Raw genomic sequence first — 25409 nt, forward strand, 5'->3', positions numbered from 1 at the left:
TGCATCACGGCAGCCTCGCCATCGAGAGCGGTGAGGATGCCGGCACGCTGGTCAGCGTTGAGCTTCCCCTTGATTGCGGTGAGGAGGCGCGCGAAGAAGCACGGGCGCCGATCCCGATCCACATTGCGGCGCGCCAGCGCGAGAGACCGGATGCGGCACGCAACAAGGACAGCGAAAACAGCGGGGAAGCGTCGGAGACAAACGGCGCGCGCAACAGGGACAGGGAGTACAAGCGCAGTGCGTGACGGGATGGCGGTTCGATCGGGACGGGGTATGCGCAATACGGGGCGCCGGCGCACGAACAATGCGTCGCAATGGGCCGGTCGGCTCGCGGCGGTAGCGCTGCGGCATCCGGGCGCCATGCTTGGTGCCCTGATATTCACGGCTGCGCTGACGGCGGTCAGCGTCAATGCGCTTACCCTGCAGAGCGTACCCCATCCCGCACCGCTGTTCAGTGGTACTGCATCGCCCGAGCGCGTCACCGGACAAGTTGCACCACCCACCGCACCACCCGTCGTGCCCCCCCGCCTGCAGGCCCCGGTCGATGCAGCGAACCGCGCCCCAGCGCAATCCGCGCCGGCACCGCAGTCACCCGCCGCCGCCGCTCCGCCGGCCCGGCAGACGAGCGGGCCGCGTTCCATAGACGACCTGCTCGCCGCACCCGTTCCCCCGGCACGGCGTGCCCCGGTCGCTTCGGATGGATCCGCGCCGCAGACGGGCGGCACGATCGCGAGCCTTCTGGCCGATGGCGACGGCCCCACCCGCACCGGCTCAACCGGCCCGACCGGCCCGGACGCCATCATCGCGAGCGCACAGCGCGCTCTCGATGCGCTCGGCTACGGCCCCTTGACGGCGGACGGGCTCTACGGCCCGATGACCCGTGGCGCGATCGAACGATTCGAGCGTGATCAAGGGCTGACCGTGACCGGGCAACTCGTCCCGGCAACCGCGCAATCTCTGGCCCGCGAAGCGGGTACCGCCATCGAGTGATCCGCGTCCAAGGCGCGGGTGCCATGTCGCGAGAGGAAACCGTTTGCGCCTGCGCTCCGATTTTTTCGCCTCCGCCCTGATCCGGCGCTGCGGCGTCGAGGACGTGGTCGGCGTGCTGCGCCGCCGTGGTGCGGCGGAGGCCGGCGCGATCTTCGTCAAGGTCGACCGCCTCGACGGCACCGCCGATCTCTACGGCCCGGCGCCACAGAGCCTCGTCGATTCAGAAAGCGGCGGTGAACGCCTCTTCACCCGGCTTCTGGAGGCGGCGCCGAGCCCGGATGTCGAGGCGAAGATGGGGCGCGAAATCCGCTTCGATCCCGATCTCTGGCTCATCGAGATCGAGGACCGCGCCGGTCGCGCCTTCATTGATACAATCGGCTGAACGGCTCAATCGCGCAGCAGCGCCGCCACCGCTTCGCCCGCCTTCACTGCATCCTCCTCGGCGTGATACGGGCCGAAGCCTACGCGCAGCCGGTCGCCGCGTACATCAGTGACCACCTTCCCCGCCGCGAGAAGCGCGTGCAGTTCCTGCGCGTCTGCGCGCCGGAAGGTTAGGAAATTACCGCGCTGCGCTTGTGAGAGCGGCAGGAGCAGATCGCTCTCGCGAAGAGCAGCCCCGCGTGCCTCCAGCCCCGCCACGAAGGCGCGCTGCAGCGCATGCGCATGCGCATGGATCGCCGCGACATCAATGCCCAGCCCCTCGAGCCAGCGCATCACCGCGTTGAAGCGATAGAGCGCGGTCGGGTCGAATGTCGCGCCCATGAAGCGATAGCCGTCCCCGGCATAGCCGACAATGCCGTCCTGGCTGGCCTCGAGGGCGGCGAAGGCCGCGTACCAGCCGGTGGCGCGCGGACGCAGGCCATAGCCCGGCGGGCAATGCATGAAGGCCGCGCCCTCGCCGCTCATCACGTATTTGTAACCGCCGCTCATGTAGAATACGCGCTCGGCCAAGCCTGAGAGATCCGTCGGCACGGCGAGATAGCCATGATAGCCGTCGATCACGACGAAGCTCTCGGGCGAAGGCACACAAGCCACGATCTGCGCCATCTCCCCAGCCGACAATGCGAAGCCGGAATTGAACAGCACTTGGCTGAACAGCACGATGTCGTGCCCGCCCACCGCCGCGCGCGCAGCGAATCGCTGCGCAAAATCCGCAAAGGGCTCCGCCGGCACATGCTCCACTTCGACGAGGCCGTCCTCCTCCAGCCGGCGTGCCAGGCGCGTGAAGGAGTGAAACTCGCCGTCGCTGGCGAGAATCTTCAGCCGTTTCTGCGCGGGAAAGCAGGAAAACAGCCGCAGCCAGAATTCGAAGGTGTTCTGCCCGAAGACCACGCTCGCCGGATCGGGCAGAGCCAACGTGCGCGCCACATGCGTCTGTGCCTCACGCCACACGTGCCCCATCACGTGCCCCCATTTGCCGTCGGCGAGCCGCGCCGCGTCGTCCCAGGCCTCGATTTGTGCCTCGCGGGTTACATCCGGCCAGAAATGATGCGAATGCGCGGCTAGATGGATGCGCCCCGGTTCGGCGGCGAGGAAACGGGAGAAATGAGCGCGTAGGTCGAGCATCGCGGCAGGCCTCGTCGATTTTCGCCGCGCGCACGTTCCGCTCGCGGCTTCCGCATGATATTTTAAGTTTTAAATATCTCGTGACAACAGCGGCGATCGTCAGACCCGCGAAGGAGCATGGTGGATGAGCAGCGACGGCGTCCATACCGATTTTTCCAAGGCCATGTCCTATGGCGATTATCTCGATCTCGACACCCTGCTCTCGGCGCAGAATCCGCTCTCGGACCAGCATGACGAGCCGCTCTTCATCGCCATCCACCAGGTGCAGGAATTGTGGATGAAGCTCTTCCTGCACGAACTCGATTTCGCGATGGCCCGCATCCGCGACGACGATCTGCGCCCCGCCTTCAAGGCGCTGGCGCGCTGCGGGCGCATCCAGGAGCAGTTGGTGCGCGCCTGGGACGTGCTTGCCACGATGACGCCCGCCGATTACCTCGCCTTCCGCGACAAGCTCGGCCATTCCTCCGGCTTCCAGTCGTTCCAGTACCGCATGATCGAGTTCAAGCTCGGCGCCAAGAAGGAGCTGATGCTGCGCCCGCATGCCCATAAACCCGCGCGCCACAATCCGCTCAAGGCCGCCTATGACGCGCCCTCGATCTATGACGAGGCGATGCGGCTGATGGCCCGGCGCGGGCTCGCGATCCCCGAACCGGTGCTGAACCGCGATGTGCGCGAGCCGCATGTCTACAATGCCGAGACCGCCGCGATCTGGGAGAAGGTCTATCGCGAATCGCAGACGTATTTCGATCTCTACGAACTCGCCGAGGAACTCGTCGATCTGGAGGATCTGATGCGGCAATGGCGCTTCCGCCATGTGACGGTGGTGGAACGCATCATCGGCATGCGCATGGGCACCGGCGGCTCCTCGGGGGTGGGTTATCTCAAAAGCATCCTCGACCACGCCTTCTTCCCGGAATTGTGGGGGCTGCGGACAAAGCTGTAACGGGCTCGAACAGGTCATGAAGTGACCAATATGGCGTCGTAGGCGCGCATAATCGTCCGATAATGACGTCCGATCTGGCTTATTCTCTCATCAAACAGATGATCACGAGAGGAGAACGCCCATGTCTTCCGCCATGCTCAGCGAAAACGACAAGGACCATCCGCGCCATTACCTGCGCGATCAGGGCTTTGCGGATTACACGCCGGAGGATCACGCCACCTGGGCGACCCTGGCACGGCGGCAGCGAGACGTTCTGCGGGGGCGCATCTGCGACAGTTTTCCCGAAGGGCTCGACGCGCTGGGGATTTCCGATGAGGGCATCCCGGATTTTCGCGTGATGAATGCACGCCTGCGCGAGGCCACCGGCTGGGAGGTCGTCGCGGTGCCGGGGCTGGTGCCGGATATCACCTTCTTCACCCTGCTGGCCGAGCGCAAGTTCCCCGCCGGCTACTGGATCCGCAAGCCCGAGCAGATCGACTATATCGAGGAGCCGGACATCTTCCATGACGTCTTCGGCCATGTGCCGCTGATCATGCAGCAGGTCTATGCCGATTATCTGGAGGCGTACGGCAATGCCGGGCTCGCCGCGGCGCGCCACGGCACCCTGCACCGGCTGGCGCGCCTCTACTGGTATACGGTGGAATTCGGCCTTGCCCGCACGGAGCAGGGCCTGCGCATCGTCGGCGCCGGCATCGCCTCGTCGCCATCGGAGACGGTATTCTCGCTGGAAAGCGAATCCCCCAACCGCGTCGGCTTCGATCTCGGTCGTGTCATGGGCACGAACTATCGCATCGATGATTTCCAGGAGACCTATTTCGTGCTCGACAGCCCGGATGCCTGGCCGGCGCTCGATCTCGAACAGCTGATTCCGCTGTGGCGAGAGCTTGATCGAGAGCGCGATCTCTCGCCGGCTGATCTGCTGGAGAGCGACGTGATCCTGCATCGTGGCGACGGCGGCTATCACGCCGCCAAACGCGATGCGGCCTGAACGGGGCCCGCGTCAGTGAGGGGCCTGAACCAGGGGAAGCATCTCGTCCGGCTGTGAGACAGGCGTGAGGCTTTCGGCTTCGAGGGCCTCACGCGCCTTGGCGAGGCGGATCTCGGCGATGTCGAGGCGGGCCTGGACGGCGAAGATGCGCGCCTGGGCGTCGCGCTGGGCCTCGTTGATGCGCGCTTGCGTTTCCGCATCCTTGCGTTTGAGCGCGTCTTCGCGCGCAGCCAGCGTCTCTTCGAGACTTGTGAGATGCTCACGTGATTCCGCGCGATGGCGGGTGAGTGCTTCCTGTGCCGCATCGGCTTCGGCCTCGGCGGAGGCAATGCGCTCCTTCATGATCGCGAACGCGCGCGCGGCGCGCTCCTCGATATCGGCGCGCGTGGCCTCTGCCGCCTCGGCACGCTGCTCGGCCTTTTGCGCCCTGCGACAGGCCTCATCGAGGCGGTTTTGCATCTCGGCGAGACGCGTTTGCGCCTCATTGGCATAGCGCCGCGCCTCACCAACGAGGGAGTGCGTTTCCGCGAGCCGGCTTTCGGCCTCGTTCGCCCGCCTTTCGGCATCGGTTAGCGCCTCGGCATGGCGGTTGACCGCCGCCTCGGTCGCAACCAGCCGCTCCTCGTTCTGCCGCAACCGCCGCGCGATGGCCTCCGCGCCCTCCAGCGGATTTCGCTTTTGCGCAGGAGATTGGGCAAAAGACTGCGGAGCGGGCTGTGACGCGCGCTGCAAAGAAGCGGTCGGACAAGCGGCCTGCTGCGAGGGAGCCTTGTTAGCGACGCCTGGAGCCGCCGCCCGGGCCGGGGTCGTTTCCGCCTGATGGCCGGAATCGACGCGCCGGCTCGCCTGCGCATCGCGCATCGCTGCTTCGGCGAGACGCTCGGCCAGCCAGGCTGCCGGCGCGTTGCGCCAGCGCTCGAATTCCGCATCACGGGGCGTACGCTGCCCTGCCGGGGCGGGCTGCGCCATGGAAACCCGGGCCGGCCCGAGGCGCGACCCGATGTCGCCTCCGCGCACCACGGCAGCGGGTTTGCCGGCAATGCCGGTTCCGTTCTGGCGGGCAGCGGTTCCCACTGTCGGCATGGCGCAATCCTCGCTCGATCTCAACATGCGCCGCCTGATAACGACGCAACGTAAATGTGAATCATTTCTGAATGATCACCGTTAAAATTCGATTAAACAGCTTTAATTATAAGTTGTATTTTGATGCAATTTAAGATAATATACACAATCAAAGATAACGTTACTACATCCCGTCTTCCGCTATCCTCGCAAGCCCGCTGCACTTCTATCCGCGACCGTTGGCATGCATTCCTGTGCAGGAATCGGCTGCGGGCGTGCATTGGGGTTGTGCTCATCTGCAAAAACCCGTCTACGCTTGGGATATGGAATGGCTTCTGGATCTTTACTGGCCGCATCTGACCTTCGCGGCGGGCCTGATCATCGGGCTCGTGGCGGCCCTGCATGCGGCCATGACCAAGGACGACGTCCGCTCAGCCCTCGGGTGGGTCGCGGTGGTGCTGTTCTCGCCTTTTCTGGGTGCGTTCTTCTATCTCGTGGCCGGAATAAACCGGGTGCGACGCGAGAGTGTGCAGCGCCGGCGCCGGCGCCGCAACCGTCCGCGCGACGCCCATGAAGAGGCGGCCCTGTCCGGGTCGATCACTGTTCCGGCTTTGGGTCGGCTTGGCGACAGCGTCTCGCCTTTCCGGCTGAAACCGGGCAACCGCATCACCCCGCTATCGGGTGGAGACGAAGCCTACCCCGCCATGCTGGAGGGAATCCGGGGTGCAAGGCGTTCCATCGCGCTCGCAAGCTACATCTTCGACCATGACGCAGCCGGCCTCGCCTTTGTCGAGGCGCTGGCGCAGGCGCGGGCGCGGGGCGTGCAGGTGAAGGTGCTGATCGACGGGGTCGGCTCGCGCTATTCGCGTCCGCCGGTCACCCGTGTCCTGGCATCGAAGGGTGTCGATACCGCCCTGTTCATGAGCAGCCTGTCAGGTCTGCGGCTCGCCTATGCCAATCTGCGCAGCCACCGCAAGATCATGATTGTCGATGGCGAGACGGGCTTTACCGGCGGCATGAACATACGCGCCCATTTTCTTACCGAGGCAGCCGGGAGCAACGTGGCGCATGACACGCATTTCGAGGTCACAGGGCCGCTGATCGGCGAATTGATGACGATCTTCGCCGAGGATTGGGAATTCACCACCGGCGAGACGCTCAAGGGCGATGACTGGTTCGTGCATGACCGTGCCGAGCATGACCGCGCCGAGCATGACCGCGCCGAGCATGACCGTCACCGCTCACCCCGTCGGGACCGCGTTGCCCATGCCGCGCCGGCGCGCGCCATACCGTCAGGCCCGGACGAAACCCTCGAATCGACCCATGCCATGCTCATCGGTGCACTCGGCGAAGCGCGCGAACGGGTGATGCTGGCCACGCCCTATTTCCTGCCCGATCAGCAGCTCGTCGCCGCTTTCGGCGTCGCCGCACGGCGCGGCGTCGCCGTCGATATCGTGATCCCGCTGGCCAACAATCTCAGGCTCGTCGATTACGCCATGACGGCCCAGCTCGACCAGATCCTGCGCCATGGATGCCGCGTCTGGCGCGCGCGCGGGCCGTTCGATCACTCCAAGCTCTTCACCATCGACGGTATCTGGAGCTATCTCGGTTCCTCCAATATCGATCCACGCAGCCTGCGGCTGAATTTCGAGCTCGATGTCGAGGTTCATGATCCCGCGCTTGCCGGCTGGATCGAGGCGCGGTTGCAGGCACGGATCGGCGATGCGGTGCCCGAAACGCTCCTGAGCCTCGCCGCCCGCCCCGCCTGGCAACGCGTGCGCAACCGTCTGGTCTGGCTGGCATCACCATATTTGTGAAACGGTTGAAATTATGAAACACTATATTTCAGCAAATTTAAAATAAAACAATACTGTAATCAAAATAAACAAATAAAAGCACCAATTATCAAATCTTAAAAAATTAGTCCGTAAATATTTATAGTAATCTTTATTTTTGAATTTTTCTGGGTATAATGGTTTTTGGTAGCAATCTATATTAGAATGGTTCTCTGACAACGAAGTCCTGCCCATAATTTCAGAAATTTCTTGCATAGTTATAATAAAAACATCCTTATAACTGTTTACCATTGTGTCGATGAAGTAGAAAGTTAAAATAAAACCAAAAATTATCCAGATACTAACATCAAAATCAGGCCTTGTTGCAGCAATTATCGATCCGGCCACGAGGGTAACGACCCACGCCCTGATCTTGAACGTGATCGCATCCAGCCCCCGAATACCACTCTCGCATTGCCGCCACTCCTCCATCATCACCTGGAATCGCTGATCGTCACTCAGCTGCATGACCATGGGGCGCCTCTTTTCCAAAAAAACAATTTTTAATACAAGATATGCTGATCATGCACCTGTCAACACGAAATCGGCTGCGGGCCGGGTAGCGGGGCTGTGCCGGCGCGTCGCTTTTGCTACAACGGGTTCAGTGAAAAGAAGGAGCCCCGCCATGGGAATCGAAAGCCTCGTCATTTTCCTCATCATCGGCGCGCTTGCCGGCTGGATCGCCGGCGCGCTGGTGCGTGGCTCCGGCTTCGGCATTCTCGGAAACATGGTGCTCGGCATTCTCGGCGCTTTCGCCGCCGGCATGATCCTGCCGCAACTCGGCTTCACTGTCGGCGGCGGCTTCCTCGCCGCCCTGATCCACGCCACCCTCGGCGCCGTCATCCTGCTGGTGCTGGTGCGGCTGGTGAAACGAATGTGAGGCACAACCCCGCATGAAGCGCTCGCCGGAACGCCCTCTCGATGGTGGAGAGGAGGGGGTAAGGGGGCATATCAGGATTGAAGGCGCAGCCGAATAAAGCGCGCGCATGATGAAGCACGCGACGTGGCTGCCTCGCCTGACACGGCAAGCGCCCCTTCATCCTGCAGGCGCCCCTACCCGCTCGGCTCGGTGAACCGGGCCGTCAGCGCGGCGCCAGCACGGTCAATGCCGAGATAGAGCAGCACGGTAAAGGCCGCGAGGACGAACAGAGCGGCGAACATCAGATCCGTCTGCGCCCGGCCATTGGCGAGCAGCATCAGATAGCCGAGCCCCTTGGAGGCCCCCACCCATTCCCCGATCACCGCCCCGAACGGCGCATAGACCGCCGCCAGCCGCAGGCCCGAGGCGAGCGACGGCAGCGCCTGCGGCGCGCGCAGCAGGAAGATCGCACGGTTGGGCGAAGCCCCCATCACCTGCGCCAGATCGAGCCAGCCGCGCGGCGTACGCGTCAGCCCGTCGAAGAAGGAGGAGGCGACGGGGAAATAGATGATCAGGATCACCATCACGATCTTCGAACCCATGCCGTAGCCGAGCCAGAGCGTCAGGATCGGCGCGAGCGCAAAGATCGGAATTGCCTGTGCGAAGACGAGGATCGGACGCATCACCAGGCGCGCCAGCGGCGACATGGCAAGCTGCAGCGCCGTCACGACACCAAGCGTGGCGCCAAGCACGAGGCCGATCAGGATCTGCGCGAAGGTGATCCAGGCATTGTCGAGAATGATTGTGCGAGAGCTGACCAGTGCCCGCCAGACCCGCTCGGGACCGGGCAGGATGAAATGCGGCACGCCCGTGCCCCAGACGATGCCCTGCCACAGGGCAAGCGCGAAGGCCAAGACGGCGAGCCCGCGCAGGAACGGAGCGCTGCGGCGCAACGTAAGGGGCCCCATCACGCCCCCTCCCCGGCGCGTTCCGGGACACCCGGATCGCGGGCCCGCAAACGCCTGAACAAAGCTGCCTGTGCGCTCAGAAAGGCCGGATCCTCGAGATCGCGCACCGGCGGCGTCTGCGGCAAGTCCAGCGCCTCGAGCCCGCGCGCATGCATCAGCCAGGCGGCATGCGACAGCCGCGCGGCCTCCGCCGGCTCATGCGTGACGAGCAGCACCGTGCGCCCGGTGAGCAAGGCTCCGGCGAGCTCCTGCATCTGCGCGCGCATGCGCGCATCCAGTGCTGAAAATGGCTCGTCAAGCAGGATCACCGGACGATCCTCCATCAGGGTGCGCGCGAGAGCGGCGCGCTGGCGCTGACCGCCCGAGAGCATATGCGGGCGCTTGTGCGCGTGATCGGCGAGGCCGACGCGCTCCAGGAGCGCCATGGCGCGATCACGGTCGGCCCGTGCGCCGCGCAGGGTCGCGCCGATGGTGACATTGCCGAGAATGTCGCGCCACGGCACCAGCAGATCGCTCTGCGCCATCAGCGCCACCCGCCCTGAGAGCGGCAGCCCGTCGCTCACGCGCACCTCTCCGACGAAGCGCACACCCGTCTCCAGCCCCGCAATCACCCGCAGCAGCGTCGATTTCCCCACGCCGGACGCCCCGAGCAGACCCGTCCAGCGCCCGGCAGGCAGGGTCAGCGTCAGCGGCGCGAAGAGCAGCGCCTCGCCGGAATGGCCTTCACCCGTGAGCGTGATGCCGGGAGCGGACGCAGCGCCCGCCCCCGTCTTCGTCTGCGCTGATGCGCCGGGCATCGTCACGGACGCGTCACATCGATGGCGAGGCGCTCGACCGGGTGGATCTCGGGGATCATCCCGGACTCGTGCAGGAACGCCTCGAAATCGGCATAGCGCCCGTAATCAAAGGCTGCGGGGCGGCTGGCGAAACGCGGATAGGTATCGCCCCAGGCACGGATATTCAGCTCTGTGCGCAGTTCGTCGGACGTCGCCGCGAAGATCTCCCAGGCATCTTCCGGATTGTTGAGAATGTAATGCGTGGCGCGCTCCGTCGCCGTGAGGAAGCGGGCGATCACGTCCTTGTCCATGGTTTCCGGATTGGCCACGTAGATCAGCTCGTCATAGGCGGGAATGCCTTCTTCCTCTGGGTTGAAGCAGCGCCCGGCCGTGCCCTCGATCTCGAGCTGGTTGAGCTCGAAATTGCGAAACGCCCCGATCACCCCGTCGACCTGGCCGCTCATCAGCGCCGGCGAGATCGACCAGCCGATATTGATCTGCTCGACATCCTCGCCGCTCATGCCGTGATGGGCGAGCATGGCTTCAAGCATCACCTCCTGAATTCCGGCCACGGCGAAACCGACCTTGCCGCCGGCGAGATCGGTCATCTCCCGGATCGGGCCGTCAGCAAGGACGACGAGGCAGGTCAGGGGCGTCGAGACGAGGGTGCCCACGCGCACCAGCGGCATGCCCTGATGCAAGTTGAGATGCAGCTGCGGTTGATACGATATAGCGATATCGGCGCGCCCCGCCGCTACCATGCGCGGCGGATCGGTCGGATCGGCCGGTGCCACCACATCGACCTCGAGCCCGGCTTCCGCGAAATAGCCGAGTTCCTCGGCAAGGATGATCGGGCCGTGATCGGGATTGACGAACCAGTCGAGGATCACCTCGATCCGATCCTGCGCAGCGGCGGGCGTGATCGTGGCGACCGACAGCATCAGGGATGCGGCGAGCGCGCCGGCGAGAGCGGGGAGAGTTTTCTTCTTCAAGGCATGCATAATGATATCATCCATCTGTCGGGAATCTGCAGGCTGATCCGGAAGCAAGCTGCATCGGTGGCAGCGGCGTGAGCGCCTCCGTGATGCGCACGGATGGCGACGCGCCGGCCCCGGGCCTTGCGCCCGTCACCGTGCGGATGATCGATCTGTATCTGGCACAAACCATCTGCACTCCTCGCGCCGGCCATGCGCACGAAGAGACAGGTCAGATGACGAATGATCGTCGAAGAGCCCGTTCCCTACGCCGGCATTGCCCGGATCAGGTTCGATGGGTTGGCGCATCACGCCTCTCAGCCCTCCCGGGCACCCCAACGGCAGGTGTGACGTTAACGGGACCAAATGCGAACCGCAAGAGCGCGCATGAAGAACGCGCAGCGAGATTTCGCAGCGAGGCCGACACATCCCGGACCGCCCGCGCCACACAATCGAGAATGCACAGTCTTCCGGCAATTACACCGAAAAACAAGCGGTTCTATTAATTTGCATAAATAATCAGAAAACACTTCGGCGCCTATTCTTTCGGTGTTTCCGGGGCAGGCCCTGTCGTCGCATGGCGGCCCCCGCGGAAACACGTATGGTTCGTCCGCCCTGTCACGGACAAAGGGGGGCGGAGCCGGCAATCATCCGCCCCCCGCCGCACAATGGCTCCGAGACGGGCCATGCGGATCACCTGAACATGGACCAGCCCGAGGCAGAACCGATGGATCAGCAAGTACGGATCACGAGCCATGATCTGCCTGATCGCCCTCTTCGCCCTGTTCGCCGGGCGACGGCAACAGGAGCCGCCATGGGCGACAAAGCGCCCGGAAAACGCATCGGACCGGTGTCGACGACCGAGTTGGAACTGTTCTATCAACCGCAGGTCGCGCGTCTCGACAACCGGGTGATTTCGGTCGAAGCCCTGCTGCGCCGCAAGCATCCGCATGAAGGATGGCTCGGCCCCCGGGAAGTTCTGGATCTGCTGCACAAGCCAGGCGAATTGCGGGCACTGGACTGGTGGGTTCTGGAACGCGCCTGTCGCGACGCCCGGGCCTGGCCCGGCCTCAGCGTCAGCGTGAACATCTGCGCCCCGCATTTCGCACAGACCGGCTTCGCCGAAGAGGCGATCGCCCGGATCGACGCCTCAGGACTCGCCCGTGATCACGTGGAGCTCGAACTGGTCGAAAACGCCTATATTCGCGATTTCGAACACGCTGCGGCGAATATCGCGATTTTGCGCAAGGCGGGCATCAGGATTGCACTCGACGATTTCGGCACCGGCTATTCAAGTCTGACCTATCTGATGAACCTCACGATGGACAAGGTGAAGATCGACAAATCCTTCATCAAGGACATTCATCTGATGCGTTCGGCGGCGATCGTCCAATCCATCGTGGCGCTATCGCGATCACTGGGCATGCGCGTGACGGCGGAGGGGGTAGAGACGCAGGAACAACACAATATCCTGCGCGCATCCGGCTGCCACTTTCTCCAGGGGTTTCTGTTCTCACACCCGGTCAGCGCCGAAGACATCACCGCACTGATTGCCGATTCGCGCGGCATGGCGATCATGCCGGCCAGTGCGAACGCCGCCGATCAGCGCCCCTGACGCAAGAATGCCCCGAGTGCGGCATTGACATCCACGATCTCCTCCGCGATCGCTTCGGCCTCGCCCGCCGTGATGACCGCCCCGCCTTCCCTTGCGCCGTTTTCGCAGTCCGAGAGCACGCGCGCGAGTTCCGCCGCACCGACATTCAGGCTGATCGAGCGCAGCGCATGGGATGCTGCGGCCAGGCGCTCGGCATTGCGTGCTTCGACCGCTTCACGCAGTTCCGCCAGCCGCCTTTGCGATTCGCTGGCAAACAGCCCCACCACCCGCTCGGCAATCACCTTTGACCCGCCGGCAGCATCGATCAGATCTTCCAGAACCGCCGGATCGATCGGCCCGTCCGCCGGGTCAGCTGCGGCCTGCGGAGATCCGGTTTGCGGCACATCCGTCCGTTCAGCCGATTCTGACGCGGCGTGGCCCGCCTGCCGACGCTCAGCCGGCAGATGGCGCATCAGGATCTCCTGCAATTGCGAAAGCGTGAAGGGTTTCGACAATGCCGCATCCATACCCGCCTCGCGCCAGGCCTGCGCCTGCGCACCGACCACATGCGCGGTGAGCGCCACGATCGAAACCGGCGCGCGCCTGCCGCGCCTCGCGGGCGCGGATTTCGCGGGTCGCCGCATAGCCGTCGAGGCCGGGCATCCAGCCATCCATCAGCACCAGATCGTACCCAGCCCCGTCCAGCGCGGCCACGGCTTCATGCCCGTCCCGCAAACAATCGGGGGCTAGACCGAAGCGCCCGAATGCTGCGCGCCCCACCGCCAGATTGGTCTCGCTGTCATCGGCCACGAGCACCCGGGCAGCCGAGAGATCCGGCTGCGCGATCTGCGCCACTGCAGTTTCCTGCCCGGATGTCAAAATCGCGCAGCCGGGCAGGGTGAACCGAAAACACGTGCCCTCCCCCTCTACGCTCTCCAGTTCCATCACGCCGCCCATCCCCTCGACGAGGTGCCGCGCAATGGAGAGGCCGAGCCCGGTCCCGCCATAGCTGCGATGGGTCGTCTGGTCGGCCCGGGTGAAGACTTCGAAGATCGCATCCTGCTTGTCAGGCAGGATGCCGATCCCGCTGTCGCGCACCGTGAAGCAGACCCGTTGCGCATCATCCGGCAGCGGCGCGACGCGGATCCCGACCGTGCCTTCGCCCGTGAACTTGATGGCGTTCGAGACGAGGTTGGAGACGACCTGTCCCAACCGCACCGGATCCGCCATGACTCCACGTCCCGGTTCGAGCGCGTTCTCGCAGGTGAATGCCAGCCCCTTCCCGCGCGCCGCATCGCCATGGAGCGCATGCACCGCTGCGATCGTCTCGCCGGGATCATGCGGCCCGGGCACGATGTCGAGCTTGCCGGCCTCAATTTTCGGGAAATCCAGGATGTCGTTGATGATGGCAAGCAGATTGCGCCCTGATCGCACGATCATCTGAGCCTTGTGCCGTTCCGCATCCGCAAGGCGCCCTTCGGCGAGGAGTTCGGCCATGACCAGCACCCCGTTCATCGACGTGCGGATTTCATGGCTCATGGTGGCGAGGAACGAGGATTTCGCCGCATTGGCCGCATCGGCCTCGGCAGCGGCGCGCTGGTAATCGGCGGTGCGTTCGCGCACCTTCTACTCCAGATCCGCACGATGGCGCGCGAATGCGGCGTCGCGCTGGGCGATATCGGCGATCATCCGGTTGAAACCGGCGATCAGCCGCAATTCCCCGTTCTCTCTGCCGCCGCGTGTCACCGGGGTCACGATCGCGATGGTCTGCGCGAAAAACATATCCTGCAGGGCGAGCGGCACATCTGGCCCCTCCAGGACCGACCTCGGCCAGCATTTCCGTGTGCCCGCTATGCGCCATGATCCGGCCATCCGAATCGCGGATAGCGACGTGAACGAGCCCGTCGATACGTCCCACCGCGGCGAGCGCTGATTACACGGTACGATCATCCCCGTGCCGCATGCCCTCCGCAGCCGCCCTGGCGAGTACATTGGCTTGAGCGACGAGAACATCGCGCTTGGCCTCACCATAGCGAACCGGTTCGTTCCAGCTGGCGAAAACGAGGGCGAAGGCCTGGGCAGCCGCGATCGCGATGGCGATGGCGATCATCAGCAGCAGGCGGGTACGGATCGTCGTTCCGGATGAGCGGATTATGCGCCGATCATGGCCACAACCCCTAAGATTTCTTATGCAGATGGCCTCCCGCAATCGCAAAAATCCATCTCGAAGCATTGAGCGCGCAATAGAGCGCATTCCGACCTGACGGAGTCAGGCCGGGCGCTCCAGGTCATTGTCTGGCGCATCATTTCTCCCGTCAGCCGGTATCCACCTGACTGCATGATGCTCTAATGAATCAACGCATCTTACGTTTCGCCAGTTGCGCTCAATTGCTTGCAAAACGATCAATCAATTCTTGTCGCAACTGCGTGAGAGACCATCGACAGCGCAACCGTGCTGTCATCGAGGAGACAGCCATGCCGGCAATCGGCAAGATCACCTCGCTTTTCCGGGCGCCCTGAGGCAATCGGCTGCGCAAAGATACAGCCGGCAGCGTTGCCATTGTCGCAGCGCTTTCGCTGCCTCTGCTTGCCGCAATGGCCGGACTTGCGGTCGATCTGTCGCGCATGACGATGACCAAGGCGAGCCTCCAGAGCATCGCCGATCATCTGGCCCTCTCCGGCGCGCGTGAAATGCAGCTTCGCCAACGCAATCTCACCGCACTGGAAGCGTATCTGGAAGCGCGCGGACGAGACCATCTCGCAGAGCAGGGGCTCGTCGCCGATATCAGCGCTTTGATCGACGAGCTTGAACACAGTGTGCGCATCGTTTTCGAAGGCTGTCCCGAAACACTCTTCATCAAGGCTCTGCGTGGCGAGACCTCCGTTGTTTCCGTCGAGGCGGTCGCCATGTCGGTGGGCGCTGATTATCCGCTCTGCCTCGTGAGCCTGGATGAGAGCGCGCAGCACAGCATGCATTTTCAGCGGAGGCGATCATGGTCCGGGCGCCGGCAGAGGAACAGGCAACCCCCACAATCTCGTCTTGGAGGTTACGCGCGAGGCGCATATCGCGCTCACGGCACCGCGCATCGGCAACCTGGCCGGGCTGCTTCTGACCGGTCGCGGCCCTGATGGCGCAGACCAGCGCTACCATTTCGGCAGCGCACACGCATCGGTTCTGACGGGCACCATCTATCTCCCCAACGGGCGTTTCTCCGTGGGCTCCGGCGTCACCATCGCTGATCGCTCCCCCTTCACATCATCGTGGCGCAGCATTACACGCTGCAAAAGGAACCGGAACTCAGCTGCGAAGGCGAAACCGGAATCGTGCTCACCCGCTGACGCGGATGTTTGGAACACACGTTAAGGCGCCCGGTCCAACGGAATGGACCGGGCGCGAAGCCGATGAGGCGTGCATCCGCCTCAATCGATCCCGCCGAGGCAGAGGAATTTCATCTCGAGATAATCGTCGATCCCGTATTTCGAACCCTCGCGCCCGACGCCACTCTCCTTGACGCCGCCGAAGGGCGCGACTTCGTTGGAGAAGACACCCACATTGATCGAGACGATCCCGTATTCGAGCGCCTCCCCCACACGCCAGACGCGGCCCACGTCGCGGGAATAGAAATAGGCGGCGAGGCCGAATTCGGTGTCGTTGGCCATGCGGATCGCCTCCGCCTCGTCCTTGAAGCGGAAGACCGGGGCGAGCGGCCCGAAGGTCTCCTCGCGGGCGACCTTCATCTGCGGCGTGACGTCCGAAAGCACGGTGGGCTTGTAGAAGCTGCCGCCCAGCGGGTGGCGTTCTCCGCCGGTGAGCACCTTCGCGCCCTTGCCGGTCGCATCCTTGATATGATCCTCGACCTTGGCCACAGCCGCATCATCAATCAGCGGCCCGATCTGCGAGCCGTCCTCGAAACCATCCGCAACCTTCAGATTTTCGGTTGCGGCGGCGAGCTTTTTCACGAATGTATCGTAGACGCCGTCCTGCACGAGGATGCGGTTGGCGCAGACGCAGGTCTGCCCGGTATTGCGGAATTTCGAGGCGATCGCTCCCTCGACGGCGGCATCGACATCCGCATCGTCGAAGACGATGAACGGCGCGTTGCCACCCAGCTCCATCGAGACCTTCTTCACCGTGCCGGCGGAGGCCGCCATCAGCTGCTTGCCGACTTCCGTGGAGCCGGTGAAGGTGATCTTGCGCACGATCGGATTCGTCGTGAGCTCTTCACCGATCGCACTGGCGGAGCCGGTAACAACGCTGAACACGCCCTTCGGGATCCCGGCGCGCTCCCCGAGCTCGGCCAGAGCCAGCGCGGAGTAAGGCGTCGCGGAAGCCGGCTTGAGCACCATGGTGCAGCCGGCGGCCAGCGCCGGGCCGGCCTTGCGCCCGATCATGGCATTTGGGAAATTCCACGGCGTGATGGCGCCGCACACGCCCACAGGCTGCTTGATCACCATCATCCGGCGCCCTGCCACGGGCGAGGGGATGGTGTCGCCGTAGACGCGCTTGCCTTCCTCGGCGAACCACTGGATGAAGCTCGCGCCATAGGCGATTTCACCACGCGCCTCCGCCAGCGGCTTACCGCCCTCCGCCGTCATGATGCGTGCCAGATCCTCCTGGTTTTCCATCATCAGGTCAAACCAACGGATCAGAATGGCGTGGCGCTCCTTGGCGGTGCGCGCACGCCAGTCTACAAGGGCGCGCTCCGCCGCCTCGATCGCCCGCCGCGTCTCACCCTTGCCGCCCTTGGGAACGGTACCGATAACGGCGCCGGTTGCGGGATTGCGCACCTCAAGCGTCGCGGAATCATCAGCTCCGACCCAGGCGCCGTCAATGTAATTGGCCTGCCGCAACAGGCTCGAATCCTTCAATGCCAGCGGATTTTCTGTATTTACACCTGTTTTGGCGTCCATGATATCCTCCCCGCAAGGTCGCACAGCGCCTGTTACGGCGCTGCACAAGCTGTTTTCTATGATTAACTTTTCGGCAACTTTTTATTGCACCGGTCGATTCAGCGTAGAGTGACTGCCGTCCCGACGCAAATGCCGTCGTCAATCGAGCTCTTTGCTCCAGGAATCGACCTGCTTTTCCGCCTCGTCACGGGCGATGCCGTAGCGCTCCTGAACCACGCCGACAAGTTGGTCGCGACTGCCAGCGGCACGCTCGAGATCGTCATCGGTGAGTTCACCCCATTTTTCACGCGCCTTGCCGGTATATTGCTTCCACTGGCCCTTGATCTGATCCCAGTTCATGTCTCTCTCCATCAATGCTCGTTGTCGCGCAGGAGCCGGTTTTCATGGCTCGCACGGGCGGCGTCATCCGCTGCCTGTCGCATCAACAACGGGCTCGCATGCGTCACGGTTCCAGCCGCGCGCGATAATGCATCGCGGAATGCGCGTCAGAAGCTGCCCAACAGCGTGCCCAGCGTGACCAGCACCACGAGGGCGATCAGCGGGATCACCACGGCGACCACCGCGATATCCTTGTAGGCCTGTTTGTGGGTGAGCCCGCAGATCGTCAGCAGGGTGATCACTGCGCCGTTATGCGGCAGCGCATCGAGCCCGCCCGTCGCCACCGCCGTCACCCGGTGGAGCAGTTCCGGCGATATGCCGGCCGCCTCGCCCATGGCGAGATAGGTCTCGCCCAAAGTCGACAGTGCGATCGACATACCCCCTGATGCCGAGCCGGTCATGCCCGCCAGCAGGCTGGTGCCGACAGCGAGCGAGATCAGCGGATTGTCGCCGCCCACCGTCACCACCCAGTCGCGGATCACCCCGAAGGCGCCGAGCGACGCGATCACGGCGCCAAAACCGACGAGGCAGGCGGTGTTGAAGATTGGCTTGAGCGAATCCTTGGCACCCGCATCAAGCGTCACCCCGAGGCTGTCGGCGAGACGCCGCCAGTTCAGCGCAATCAGGAGCAGCGAGGAAAAGGTCAGCGCCGCGATGATCGACCAGACGCCACGCAGGGCCCCGACATCCGTCGCGCCGAATTCGGGCTGGGCCAGATAGGCGGTATCCATCCGGGGAATGATGACGAAGGTGAATGCCAGATTGAGCACGAGCACCATGATCAGCGGCGTCGCGGCAATCGCCAGACCGGGCATGGCGCGCACGATTTCACCCATACCCTCATCCGCGCCTTCACCGTAGCCCGGGCCGATCACCCGCGCGCGCCGCTCCAGCCAGGCCCAGCCGAGCCCCAGCATCAGCACCCCGGTGATGATCCCGAGTCCCGGCGCGGCGAAGGGCGTGGTGTCGAAATACGGCATCGGGATCGCATTCTGGATCGCCGGCGTCCCGGGCAAGGCCGTCATGGTAAAGGTGAAGGCGCCGAGCGCGATCGTGGCCGGAATCAGCACGCGCGGCAATTGCGCCTCACGAAACAGGGCCGAGGCGATGGGCCAGACCGCGAAGGCGACGACGAAGAGCGAGACGCCGCCATAGGTCATCACCGCGCAGGAGAGAATCACCGCAAGAATGGCCCGGCGCGGCCCCAGCCCGCGAATGATGCCATCGGCCAGAACCCGTGCCGAGCCGGACGCCTCCATCAGCTTGCCAAACACCGCGCCGAGCAGGAAGAGCGGGAAATACTGGATGATGAACCCGCCGGTGGCCTCCATGAAGATCTGCGTATAGCTCGCAAGCAGCGGGCCCTGTTCGGCGACGAGCACCGCAAGGATCGCGAGTGCGGGCGTGAGCAAGAGCAGGCTGAAACCGCGGTAGGCGAGATACATCAGCGCTGCGAGCGCCGCGATGATGACCAATATGCCCGCCATTTGCTCTTTCTCTGCACCCGACAGCCAATGCGATCCTGCACTGCAATATCGATAACCCGCGCCTTGCTGCATCGCAACATGAAAGCGCGGAGAGGCCCCTCACGCTGGTGGCGCATCCCTTCCCGCACCGTATGGGCAGGCATGGTTCTTGTGCGCAGCACCACTGCGGGAGAATGTCGAGCCTGAAAGCAATGCGCCGTCTGTCCACGGCGCGTCACAATGCGGCACGGCCGCACATGAATATCGCGCGGAGGCCGCCCATGTCGCTGATCACCTATCTCACCACGATCCGCTTTGGACGCAGCGTCATCGCGCAATTGCACGAAGACATCGCTGCCTGCGGGATGACGAAACCGCTTGTGGTCACCGACAAGGGCATCGTCGCCGCCGGCCTGCTCGCCAAGCTCGAAGCGGCGATGGGCGGCGCCCCGCCCGCCATATTCGACGGGGTCGAGACCAATCCCACCGAGGCAGCGACGCTGGAAGCACTCGCGGTCTATCGGGCTGCGGGATGCGACGGGGTGATCGGTTTCGGCGGCGGTTCACCGATCGATCTGGCCAAGGCGGTGGCCCTGCTTGCCACCCATCCCGAGCCGCTTTCGCAATACGCCCTGATCGATGGCGGGCTCGCGAGGATCACCAACGCCATCGCCCCGATCATCGCCATCCCCACCACGGCGGGTACAGGCAGCGAAGTCGGGCGCGCGGCGCTGATGAACCTCGCCGATGGCCGCAAGGTCGGCATCGTCGCGCCGCACATGATCCCGCAACGCGCCATCTGCGACCCCGATCTCACCGCCGGCATGCCGCCGCGCCTCACGGCGGCGACGGGGATGGACGCGCTCTCACATTGCATCGAGACCTTCCTCTCGCCGCGCTTCAACCCGCCTGCGGATGCGATCGCCCTCGACGGGGCCGGGCGGATCATGCGCCATCTCGAACGCGCCGTCGCCGATGGCGCAGACATGATGGCGCGCGAGGAGTTGATGATCGGCGCGCTGATGGGCGGCATGTGCTTCCAGAAGGGGCTCGGCGCCGTGCATGGCCTTTCGCATGCGCTCGGCTCGCTGAAAGAGCCCTCGCTGCATCACGGCACTCTCAATGCCGTGGTGCTGCCGCCGGTCCTGCGCTTCAATGAAGGCCATGCGGGCGACAAATATTCCCGCCTCGCCCGCGCCATGGGACTCGCCGATGATGCCGATATCGCCGACGCAATCGCCGCGCTCAACGCCCGCATCGGCATGCCCGCCGATCTTGCTGAAATGGGCGTCGGCAAGCAGGTCATCCCCGATATCGCCCAAAAGGCCGAGCGCGACCATTCCACCGCCACCAATCCGCGAACGGTCACCGCAGCCGATTACACGGCGATGCTGGAGGCGTTGACGGGATAAGACCGCAACGCCGCGCCTGTGTCACAGCAACATCGGCACGACGGAGACGACCAGCAAACCCGCCATCGCATAGTTGAAGATGCGGGCGCGGGTGCCTTCGAGATAACGCCCGACCAGCGTACCGATGGCGAGCCAGGGCAGGCAGCCAATGGTGGCAGCGGCGATAAAGGTGACTGCTAGCAGCGTCGCCTGCGGCAAGACGGCCTGATCGACATTGAGATATGCCGCGATCGCCGCCGCACAGACGATCCAGGCCTTGGGATTGACCCATTGAAACAGGGCGGCGCCGAAAAACCCGACCACCCGCCCGGGCACCTGCGGCTCATCCGTATCCTTTGGCGAACCTTCAGGCGTCACCGGCGCCGTCGCGATCTTCCAGGCCAGCCAGAGCAGCACGGCGAAACCCACGAGGCGCATACCGATCTGTACGTTCGTATCGGTCAGCAGCACGGTCTGCCCGACACTCACCGCGAGCACGAAGATCATCATGGCGAAACCGCCGACGATTCCCGCCAGCGCCGGCAAGCCCCGCCTGATCCCGACGGATGCGCCGACGGCGGTGAGCAGCACGTTGTTGGGGCCGGGCGTCGCAGAGGCGACATAAGCAAACAAGGCAAATCCCCAGATTTCAATCATGCTGAAATCTCTCGTGAGCATACCCTCAGGCCACAACCTGAAGCATGACTGTTTCAGAAACTTCGCGTGTTTACAACGTCATTTGCAATGCCAGGCATCAAACATTGCTTCATCCGCGCTGCGCTGCAGCCTCTCCCGACGCCGCGAGCATATGCACGACGGCGAAGCCGACAAGCGGCAGGATCAGCGCGATGACGAGGAGGTTCGCCCCCGCCCAGCCAAACCAGCCGAGCACGAGGCCGGGCAGGAAGGCGCCGAGCATCGCAAAGATACCGATCGCGACATCGTTCACCGCCTGCAGCGACAGCGCATGCTCCGGCGCCGCCGTGCGCGCGACGAGATAGGATCCGCCGACATAGGTCATGTTCCAGCCGATCCCGAGCAGGATCAGCGTGAATTCGATGGTCGGTACATGCCAGGGATAGAGATAGGCCATTGCCGAGGAGGCGATCAGAAGCACCCCGCCCGCTACCGTGACGGTGAGGCCCCCCAGCAGCGCGATCACCCGCCCCATGACCAGGGAAGGCAGAAACATTGCCAGTACGTGCCACTGGATCGCGAGCGAGATCTGCGTGTAGCCGCAGCCGAGCCCGTCCATGGTGAGGCCGGAGGCGATCATCAGGAGGTTCATGGCACCGTAACCAATCGCCGCAAAGGCCATGCCGATGGCGAGCCGGGGCTGCCGCAAGGCATGGCGCACATCGCGCAGCCCGAACTGCGCGGGCGCGGTCTCGGGGCGCGAGAAACGCGTCGAGAGGATCAACAGCATGATCACGCCCCACAACACGCTGATGCCCAGATAGGCCGACTGGAACACTTCCGGCGAGAATAACGGATGCCGCGACAGCAACGGCCCGGCAATGGCCGCGAAGGTCCCGCCGAAGACCACGAGCGACATTGCCGTCGCTTTCCTTTCCGGGGCGGCGACTTCGAGCGCGGCGAAGCGGTAGAAATTCTGATTGGCGAGGCTGACGCCCAAAAGCCCGTGGGCGAGGCAAAGCAGGAGAGGGTCGCCGGTGATCAGCCCGAGATAGCCGACGAAACCGCCAGCCGCTCCGCATGAGGCGGCGATGAGAAAGACGGGTTTTCGACCGTATCGCACCATCAGCCGTGCAGATGGATAGGTGGCGATCAAAAGCGTCAGAAACTGCATGCCGTAGGGCACCGTCGCGAGCCCTTCGGTCCAGCCGAGCTGGCGCGCAACCAGCGCCGACATGGTGACCGAGATCACCGCCGAGGAGATCCCCAGACCGTTGGCGAGAGCGAGCTTGGCGACGGCTGCGACACCGGCGCCCTTTGTGGATATCGTGCTATTCATTGTCCGGCAACCGTCTTGGAAAGTGCCACCTGCCCTGCGAGGTCAGTCGGCGGTCGCGGCAAATAGGATTCACCGCTGTCGTAAGCGAGGGTAACGACGAGCGCGTCGGGATTCGCCCGCGAGATGATGCGGGCCGCAGCATAATTGGCTCCGCTCGACATGCCGGGAAAGAAGCCGATATCGCGTGCCATGTCGCGCTGCCCCTCCCGCGCCGCTGCGCCATCGACGATCCGGACGGCATCAATCAGACCAGAGTCGAGGAACGGAGGACCGACACCGACCGCGAACCCTTCGAGCGGATGATCGCGATGGCACGTGCCTGCAAGATCGCAATCGGGCGGCATGACCAGCTCGCAACGGACGTTCGCGAAATGCTCCCGCAGCCGCGTCGCGATGCCCTGGAAACTCGCGCCGGTTCCTGCTCCCTTCACCAAGATCAATGCCTGATCAGGCGCGAGGGCGCCCTGGGCGATCGCGCAGCGTAACATGAACCGCGCCGCGCGCGCCTTGTGGCTGCCGCCGGGCTGAAGCGCCTCCAGCTTCACGATACGATTGCCGATGCGGCGCAGGGGCGTTGGCGAATGGGTAGGGTCAGACGGCATCGGCGATAACTCCATGCCGACGGATCTGCAACTCCGCCATCAGGCCACCGACATGCACATTGTCGGGAATATCCCGCGTCACACAGGCCAGCGGCGCGATGAAAACATCGTGTCCTATGTGGATATCACCGAGAACGGGCGCGAATGCGCCGATCTGAACACGGTTCCCGATGGTTGGGTGGCGCTTGCCCGAAGGGTTTCCGGAAATGCCGCGTGCGCCGAGAATCACGCCATTCAGAGTATAGCAGCAATCTCCGATCTCTGCCGTCGCGCCGATCACCGTATTGGTACCATGGTCTAGTATGAACCGGCGCCCTATCCGCGCCGCCGGATGTATCTCGGCAACGGTCAGAACCCGCGCACGATGGCTGATTTCGACGGCAATCTGGCGCGCACGCAGATCTTCCCCGCTGCTCCACAGGAGATGTGAGAGCCGATAGCTCAGTGTCGCCATGAAAGGAGAATGCGGGATCAGCGCATAGCGCGCCTCCCCCATCAAGGCCGGGTCTGCGGCCACATAGGCCTCGATATCCTCGACGGCCTGACCGCAAGCCGTCTCGATCAGATCGGTCAGTTCGCGGCCATCCCGAAAATTCAGGGGTTGGGACGGATCAAGCTCAAGATTGCGGTAGCACAGCCACTTGAGTTGCCGTCTCATAGATTCGTGATGATCCATTGCCGCACCATGAAAGTATTTCGATATCCCGCCCCTCTCGACATTTTAGAGTTGCATTGTATGAGTCAATGGAAATAATGTATGCAAAACAATGCCGGAGTGAGAGCAATGTGGGTCCCCAGACTGGAAGAAGGAATCTCCAGGACCGTGGCTATCGTGCGCGCCCTGCGCATGGCGATCGAAACGGGGGAGTTGCCGGCCAATACGCGCCTGCCGGCCCAGCGCGAGCTGGCTCACAGGCTCGGGGTCAATCTCTCCACCGTGACGCGCGCCTTCGAACAGGCGACGCAGGAAGGGCTGATCTCCGGCGAGATCGGGCGTGGCACATTCGTCATGCCGCAAAGCCGTGCCGCGAGCCTGTTCGCGGAGACGATCGCCATGGCCGCGCGAATCGACATGGCGCGGATCACGCCACCGCGAATCGATGATGCCGTCATCACCGAGACCCTGCGCACGATTCTCGCGGAGCGCGCAGACGAGGCCTTCGCCTATCCTTCCCTGCTGCAATTGCATCGCGGTTGCGACGCAGTGCGCGACTGGATGCGCTGGCGCGGGTTGACGCGTGAGCCCGCTCATGTGGCGATCACGGCGGGTGCGCAGGCGGGTTTGCAGGCGCTCTTGTCCATGCTGTTGCGCGCCGGCCAGTCCATTCTCGTCGAAGAACATACGTTTCCCGGCCTGCGCACCACTGCCGATCTGATCGGCATCAAACCCGTCGGTATCACCTGCGATGCGCAAGGATTGATCCCGGAGGAACTCGAACAGGCGCATAAGCGCACCGGCGCGACAATTCTCTTCGCCACGCCCAACCTGCAAAATCCCACCGGCGCGATCATGGGACCGGCACGGCGCAAGGCCATCGCTGCGACCATTGCGCGCCTCGGGCTGTTGCTGATCGAGGACGACGCCTATGGCAGTTATACCGGGCTCGCACCTCTCGTGTCGGAATGCGGGCGTCCGCATATCCTCGTCTCGAGCCTGTCGAAGGCCTTCGCGCCCGGGCTGCGTTTCGGTTTCGTGGTGGGGGATCACCCCGCCGTGGCGCGACTGGAGAAGGAAGTCTCGATGTCGAGCTGGTTCGCTGCGCCGATCATGATCGAAACAGCGACGAAACTGATCGCCAACGGCGTTGCCATGAACCATGCCGGGCAGCAGAGACGCATCGTCGACGAACGCTGGCCCGTCGTGAAACGTATCTTTCCCGATGCTCCGGATACACCGCGTACGCATCTGTGGCTGACGACGCCCTCGGGCGGCAATTTCGCCAGGCTCGCGGAGAAACAGGGTGTCGACATCGCTCCCGCGAGCGCCTTCAGCATGACGCGTCAAGGCGGAGATTTCATACGCTGCTCGATGACCTCGGTGCGCGATGATGCCGAACTGGCCCTCGGACTGGCCAAGATCCGCGATCTCGGCGCGCATCTGCCGCAGCGCAAGACGATGGCAGCGTGAGAA

General features: G+C 63.8%; 28 protein-coding genes and 1 riboswitch. Of the genes, 11 read left to right on the plus strand and 17 right to left on the minus strand.

Annotation, left to right across the window (positions count from 1 at the left end; translation table 11 throughout):
• From VKP01_RS05505 to VKP01_RS05515, 3 genes are all read left to right on the plus strand, one after another.
• Positions 1-245 (plus strand): hypothetical protein (locus tag VKP01_RS05505; RefSeq protein WP_324411045.1); only part of this gene is annotated, 245 nt, incomplete at its 5' end.
• A 28-nt stretch (positions 246-273) separates the two neighbouring features.
• Complete coding sequence (locus VKP01_RS05510) at positions 274-990, plus strand: peptidoglycan-binding domain-containing protein (protein WP_324411047.1); 717 nt, start codon at positions 274-276, stop codon at positions 988-990.
• A 43-nt stretch (positions 991-1033) separates the two neighbouring features.
• On the plus strand, positions 1034-1372 hold the full coding sequence (locus tag VKP01_RS05515) for a DUF1491 family protein (protein WP_324411049.1): 339 nt from the start codon (positions 1034-1036) through the stop codon (positions 1370-1372).
• A 5-nt stretch (positions 1373-1377) separates the two neighbouring features.
• On the opposite strand, the gene VKP01_RS05520 is transcribed toward VKP01_RS05515, so the two are convergent.
• On the minus strand, positions 1378-2556 hold the full coding sequence (locus VKP01_RS05520) for an aminotransferase class V-fold PLP-dependent enzyme (RefSeq protein WP_324411051.1): 1179 nt from the start codon (positions 2554-2556) through the stop codon (positions 1378-1380).
• 124 nt (positions 2557-2680) lie between these two features.
• Between VKP01_RS05520 and kynA the strand changes: the two genes are divergently transcribed.
• Together kynA and phhA are read left to right on the plus strand one after the other, a co-directional pair.
• A complete protein-coding gene (kynA, locus tag VKP01_RS05525; protein WP_324411053.1) occupies positions 2681-3499 on the plus strand; it encodes a tryptophan 2,3-dioxygenase in 819 nt (272 codons plus the stop codon).
• A gap of 121 nt (positions 3500-3620) precedes the next feature.
• Positions 3621-4487, plus strand: a complete 867-nt coding sequence (gene phhA / locus VKP01_RS05530) for a phenylalanine 4-monooxygenase (protein WP_324411055.1) — start codon at positions 3621-3623, stop codon at positions 4485-4487.
• A 12-nt stretch (positions 4488-4499) separates the two neighbouring features.
• Here the strand turns inward: phhA and VKP01_RS05535 are convergent, their stop codons facing one another.
• On the minus strand, positions 4500-5570 hold the full coding sequence (locus VKP01_RS05535) for a hypothetical protein (protein WP_324411056.1): 1071 nt from the start codon (positions 5568-5570) through the stop codon (positions 4500-4502).
• Positions 5571-5872: 302 nt separating this feature from the next.
• Here VKP01_RS05535 and VKP01_RS05540 point away from each other — a divergent pair, with 302 nt between their 5' ends.
• On the plus strand, positions 5873-7366 hold the full coding sequence (locus tag VKP01_RS05540) for a phospholipase D-like domain-containing protein (RefSeq protein WP_324411058.1): 1494 nt from the start codon (positions 5873-5875) through the stop codon (positions 7364-7366).
• Between the two features lie 21 nt (positions 7367-7387).
• Here VKP01_RS05540 and VKP01_RS05545 read toward each other — a convergent pair whose 3' ends face one another.
• Positions 7388-7858, minus strand: a complete 471-nt coding sequence (locus VKP01_RS05545) for a hypothetical protein (protein ID WP_324411060.1) — start codon at positions 7856-7858, stop codon at positions 7388-7390.
• A 151-nt stretch (positions 7859-8009) separates the two neighbouring features.
• On the opposite strand from VKP01_RS05545, the gene VKP01_RS05550 reads away from it, so the two are divergent.
• A complete protein-coding gene (locus VKP01_RS05550; RefSeq protein WP_324411062.1) occupies positions 8010-8264 on the plus strand; it encodes a GlsB/YeaQ/YmgE family stress response membrane protein in 255 nt (84 codons plus the stop codon).
• 173 nt (positions 8265-8437) lie between these two features.
• Here VKP01_RS05550 and VKP01_RS05555 read toward each other — a convergent pair whose 3' ends face one another.
• The 3 genes from VKP01_RS05555 to VKP01_RS05565 are packed head-to-tail and all read right to left on the minus strand — an operon-like array spanning position 8438 to position 10979.
• Positions 8438-9211, minus strand: a complete 774-nt coding sequence (locus VKP01_RS05555) for an ABC transporter permease (RefSeq protein WP_324411126.1) — start codon at positions 9209-9211, stop codon at positions 8438-8440.
• Positions 9211-10008 carry an ABC transporter ATP-binding protein gene (locus VKP01_RS05560; RefSeq protein WP_324411128.1) on the minus strand — a complete coding sequence of 266 codons (798 nt, stop codon included), beginning with the start codon at positions 10006-10008 and terminating at the stop codon, positions 9211-9213. Before VKP01_RS05560 ends, VKP01_RS05555 begins: the two co-directional genes overlap by 1 nt.
• Before the next feature lie 2 nt (positions 10009-10010).
• Positions 10011-10979, minus strand: coding sequence for an ABC transporter substrate-binding protein (locus VKP01_RS05565; RefSeq protein WP_414706527.1), 969 nt, complete (start codon positions 10977-10979; stop codon positions 10011-10013).
• A gap of 228 nt (positions 10980-11207) precedes the next feature.
• Positions 11208-11309, minus strand: a riboswitch (TPP riboswitch).
• 466 nt (positions 11310-11775) lie between these two features.
• On the opposite strand from VKP01_RS05565, the gene VKP01_RS05570 reads away from it, so the two are divergent.
• On the plus strand, positions 11776-12576 hold the full coding sequence (locus VKP01_RS05570; RefSeq protein WP_324411064.1) for an EAL domain-containing protein: 801 nt from the start codon (positions 11776-11778) through the stop codon (positions 12574-12576).
• Here the strand turns inward: VKP01_RS05570 and VKP01_RS05575 are convergent.
• The 4 genes from VKP01_RS05575 to VKP01_RS05590 all read right to left on the minus strand — a co-directional run bounded on the left by VKP01_RS05575 (position 12564) and on the right by VKP01_RS05590 (position 14665).
• On the minus strand, positions 12564-13028 hold the full coding sequence (locus VKP01_RS05575; RefSeq protein ID WP_324411066.1) for an Hpt domain-containing protein: 465 nt from the start codon (positions 13026-13028) through the stop codon (positions 12564-12566). The two genes, VKP01_RS05570 and VKP01_RS05575, sit on opposite strands and share 13 nt — an antisense overlap.
• On the minus strand, positions 13009-14178 hold the full coding sequence (locus VKP01_RS05580) for an ATP-binding response regulator (protein WP_324411068.1): 1170 nt from the start codon (positions 14176-14178) through the stop codon (positions 13009-13011). The genes VKP01_RS05575 and VKP01_RS05580 overlap by 20 nt, the downstream gene beginning before the upstream one ends.
• A 3-nt stretch (positions 14179-14181) precedes the next feature.
• The gene (locus tag VKP01_RS05585; protein ID WP_324411070.1) at positions 14182-14358 is read right to left on the minus strand and encodes a hypothetical protein; all 177 of its coding nucleotides are present in this window, start codon (positions 14356-14358) and stop codon (positions 14182-14184) included.
• Between the two features lie 130 nt (positions 14359-14488).
• Positions 14489-14665 carry a hypothetical protein gene (locus tag VKP01_RS05590; RefSeq protein ID WP_324411072.1) on the minus strand — a complete coding sequence of 59 codons (177 nt, stop codon included), beginning with the start codon at positions 14663-14665 and terminating at the stop codon, positions 14489-14491.
• A 485-nt stretch (positions 14666-15150) separates the two neighbouring features.
• On the opposite strand from VKP01_RS05590, the gene VKP01_RS17355 reads away from it, so the two are divergent.
• Positions 15151-15684, plus strand: a complete 534-nt coding sequence (locus tag VKP01_RS17355) for a pilus assembly protein TadG-related protein (protein WP_414706524.1) — start codon at positions 15151-15153, stop codon at positions 15682-15684.
• A gap of 291 nt (positions 15685-15975) precedes the next feature.
• Here the strand turns inward: VKP01_RS17355 and gabD are convergent, their stop codons facing one another.
• From gabD to VKP01_RS05610, 3 genes are all read right to left on the minus strand, one after another.
• Positions 15976-17466 (minus strand): NADP-dependent succinate-semialdehyde dehydrogenase, encoded by a 1491-nt coding sequence (gene gabD / locus VKP01_RS05600; RefSeq protein ID WP_324411075.1) that lies wholly within the window; start codon positions 17464-17466, stop codon positions 15976-15978.
• 138 nt (positions 17467-17604) lie between these two features.
• Positions 17605-17805, minus strand: coding sequence for a CsbD family protein (locus VKP01_RS05605; protein WP_324411077.1), 201 nt, complete (start codon positions 17803-17805; stop codon positions 17605-17607).
• A gap of 146 nt (positions 17806-17951) precedes the next feature.
• On the minus strand, positions 17952-19331 hold the full coding sequence (locus VKP01_RS05610) for a GntP family permease (RefSeq protein ID WP_324411078.1): 1380 nt from the start codon (positions 19329-19331) through the stop codon (positions 17952-17954).
• Positions 19332-19591: 260 nt separating this feature from the next.
• On the opposite strand from VKP01_RS05610, the gene VKP01_RS05615 reads away from it, so the two are divergent.
• Complete coding sequence (locus VKP01_RS05615; protein WP_324411079.1) at positions 19592-20722, plus strand: iron-containing alcohol dehydrogenase; 1131 nt, start codon at positions 19592-19594, stop codon at positions 20720-20722.
• Positions 20723-20743: 21 nt separating this feature from the next.
• On the opposite strand, the gene VKP01_RS05620 is transcribed toward VKP01_RS05615, so the two are convergent.
• The 4 genes from VKP01_RS05620 to VKP01_RS05635 all read right to left on the minus strand — a co-directional run bounded on the left by VKP01_RS05620 (position 20744) and on the right by VKP01_RS05635 (position 23936).
• Positions 20744-21358, minus strand: coding sequence for a LysE family translocator (locus VKP01_RS05620; protein ID WP_324411081.1), 615 nt, complete (start codon positions 21356-21358; stop codon positions 20744-20746).
• A gap of 109 nt (positions 21359-21467) precedes the next feature.
• The gene (locus VKP01_RS05625; protein WP_324411082.1) at positions 21468-22676 is read right to left on the minus strand and encodes an MFS transporter; all 1209 of its coding nucleotides are present in this window, start codon (positions 22674-22676) and stop codon (positions 21468-21470) included.
• Positions 22673-23278: a pyridoxal-phosphate dependent enzyme gene (locus VKP01_RS05630; RefSeq protein WP_324411083.1), complete on the minus strand. Its 606-nt coding sequence runs from the start codon at positions 23276-23278 to the stop codon at positions 22673-22675. Before VKP01_RS05630 ends, VKP01_RS05625 begins: the two co-directional genes overlap by 4 nt.
• Positions 23268-23936, minus strand: a complete 669-nt coding sequence (locus VKP01_RS05635; RefSeq protein WP_324411085.1) for a serine O-acetyltransferase — start codon at positions 23934-23936, stop codon at positions 23268-23270. Before VKP01_RS05635 ends, VKP01_RS05630 begins: the two co-directional genes overlap by 11 nt.
• A 126-nt stretch (positions 23937-24062) precedes the next feature.
• Between VKP01_RS05635 and VKP01_RS05640 the strand changes: the two genes are divergently transcribed.
• The gene (locus VKP01_RS05640) at positions 24063-25406 is read left to right on the plus strand and encodes a PLP-dependent aminotransferase family protein (RefSeq protein ID WP_324411087.1); all 1344 of its coding nucleotides are present in this window, start codon (positions 24063-24065) and stop codon (positions 25404-25406) included.
• Positions 25407-25409 lie beyond the last annotated feature (3 nt).

The organism is Saliniramus sp. (assembly GCF_035311605.1).
Taxonomy (GTDB): Bacteria; Pseudomonadota; Alphaproteobacteria; order Rhizobiales; family Beijerinckiaceae; genus Saliniramus.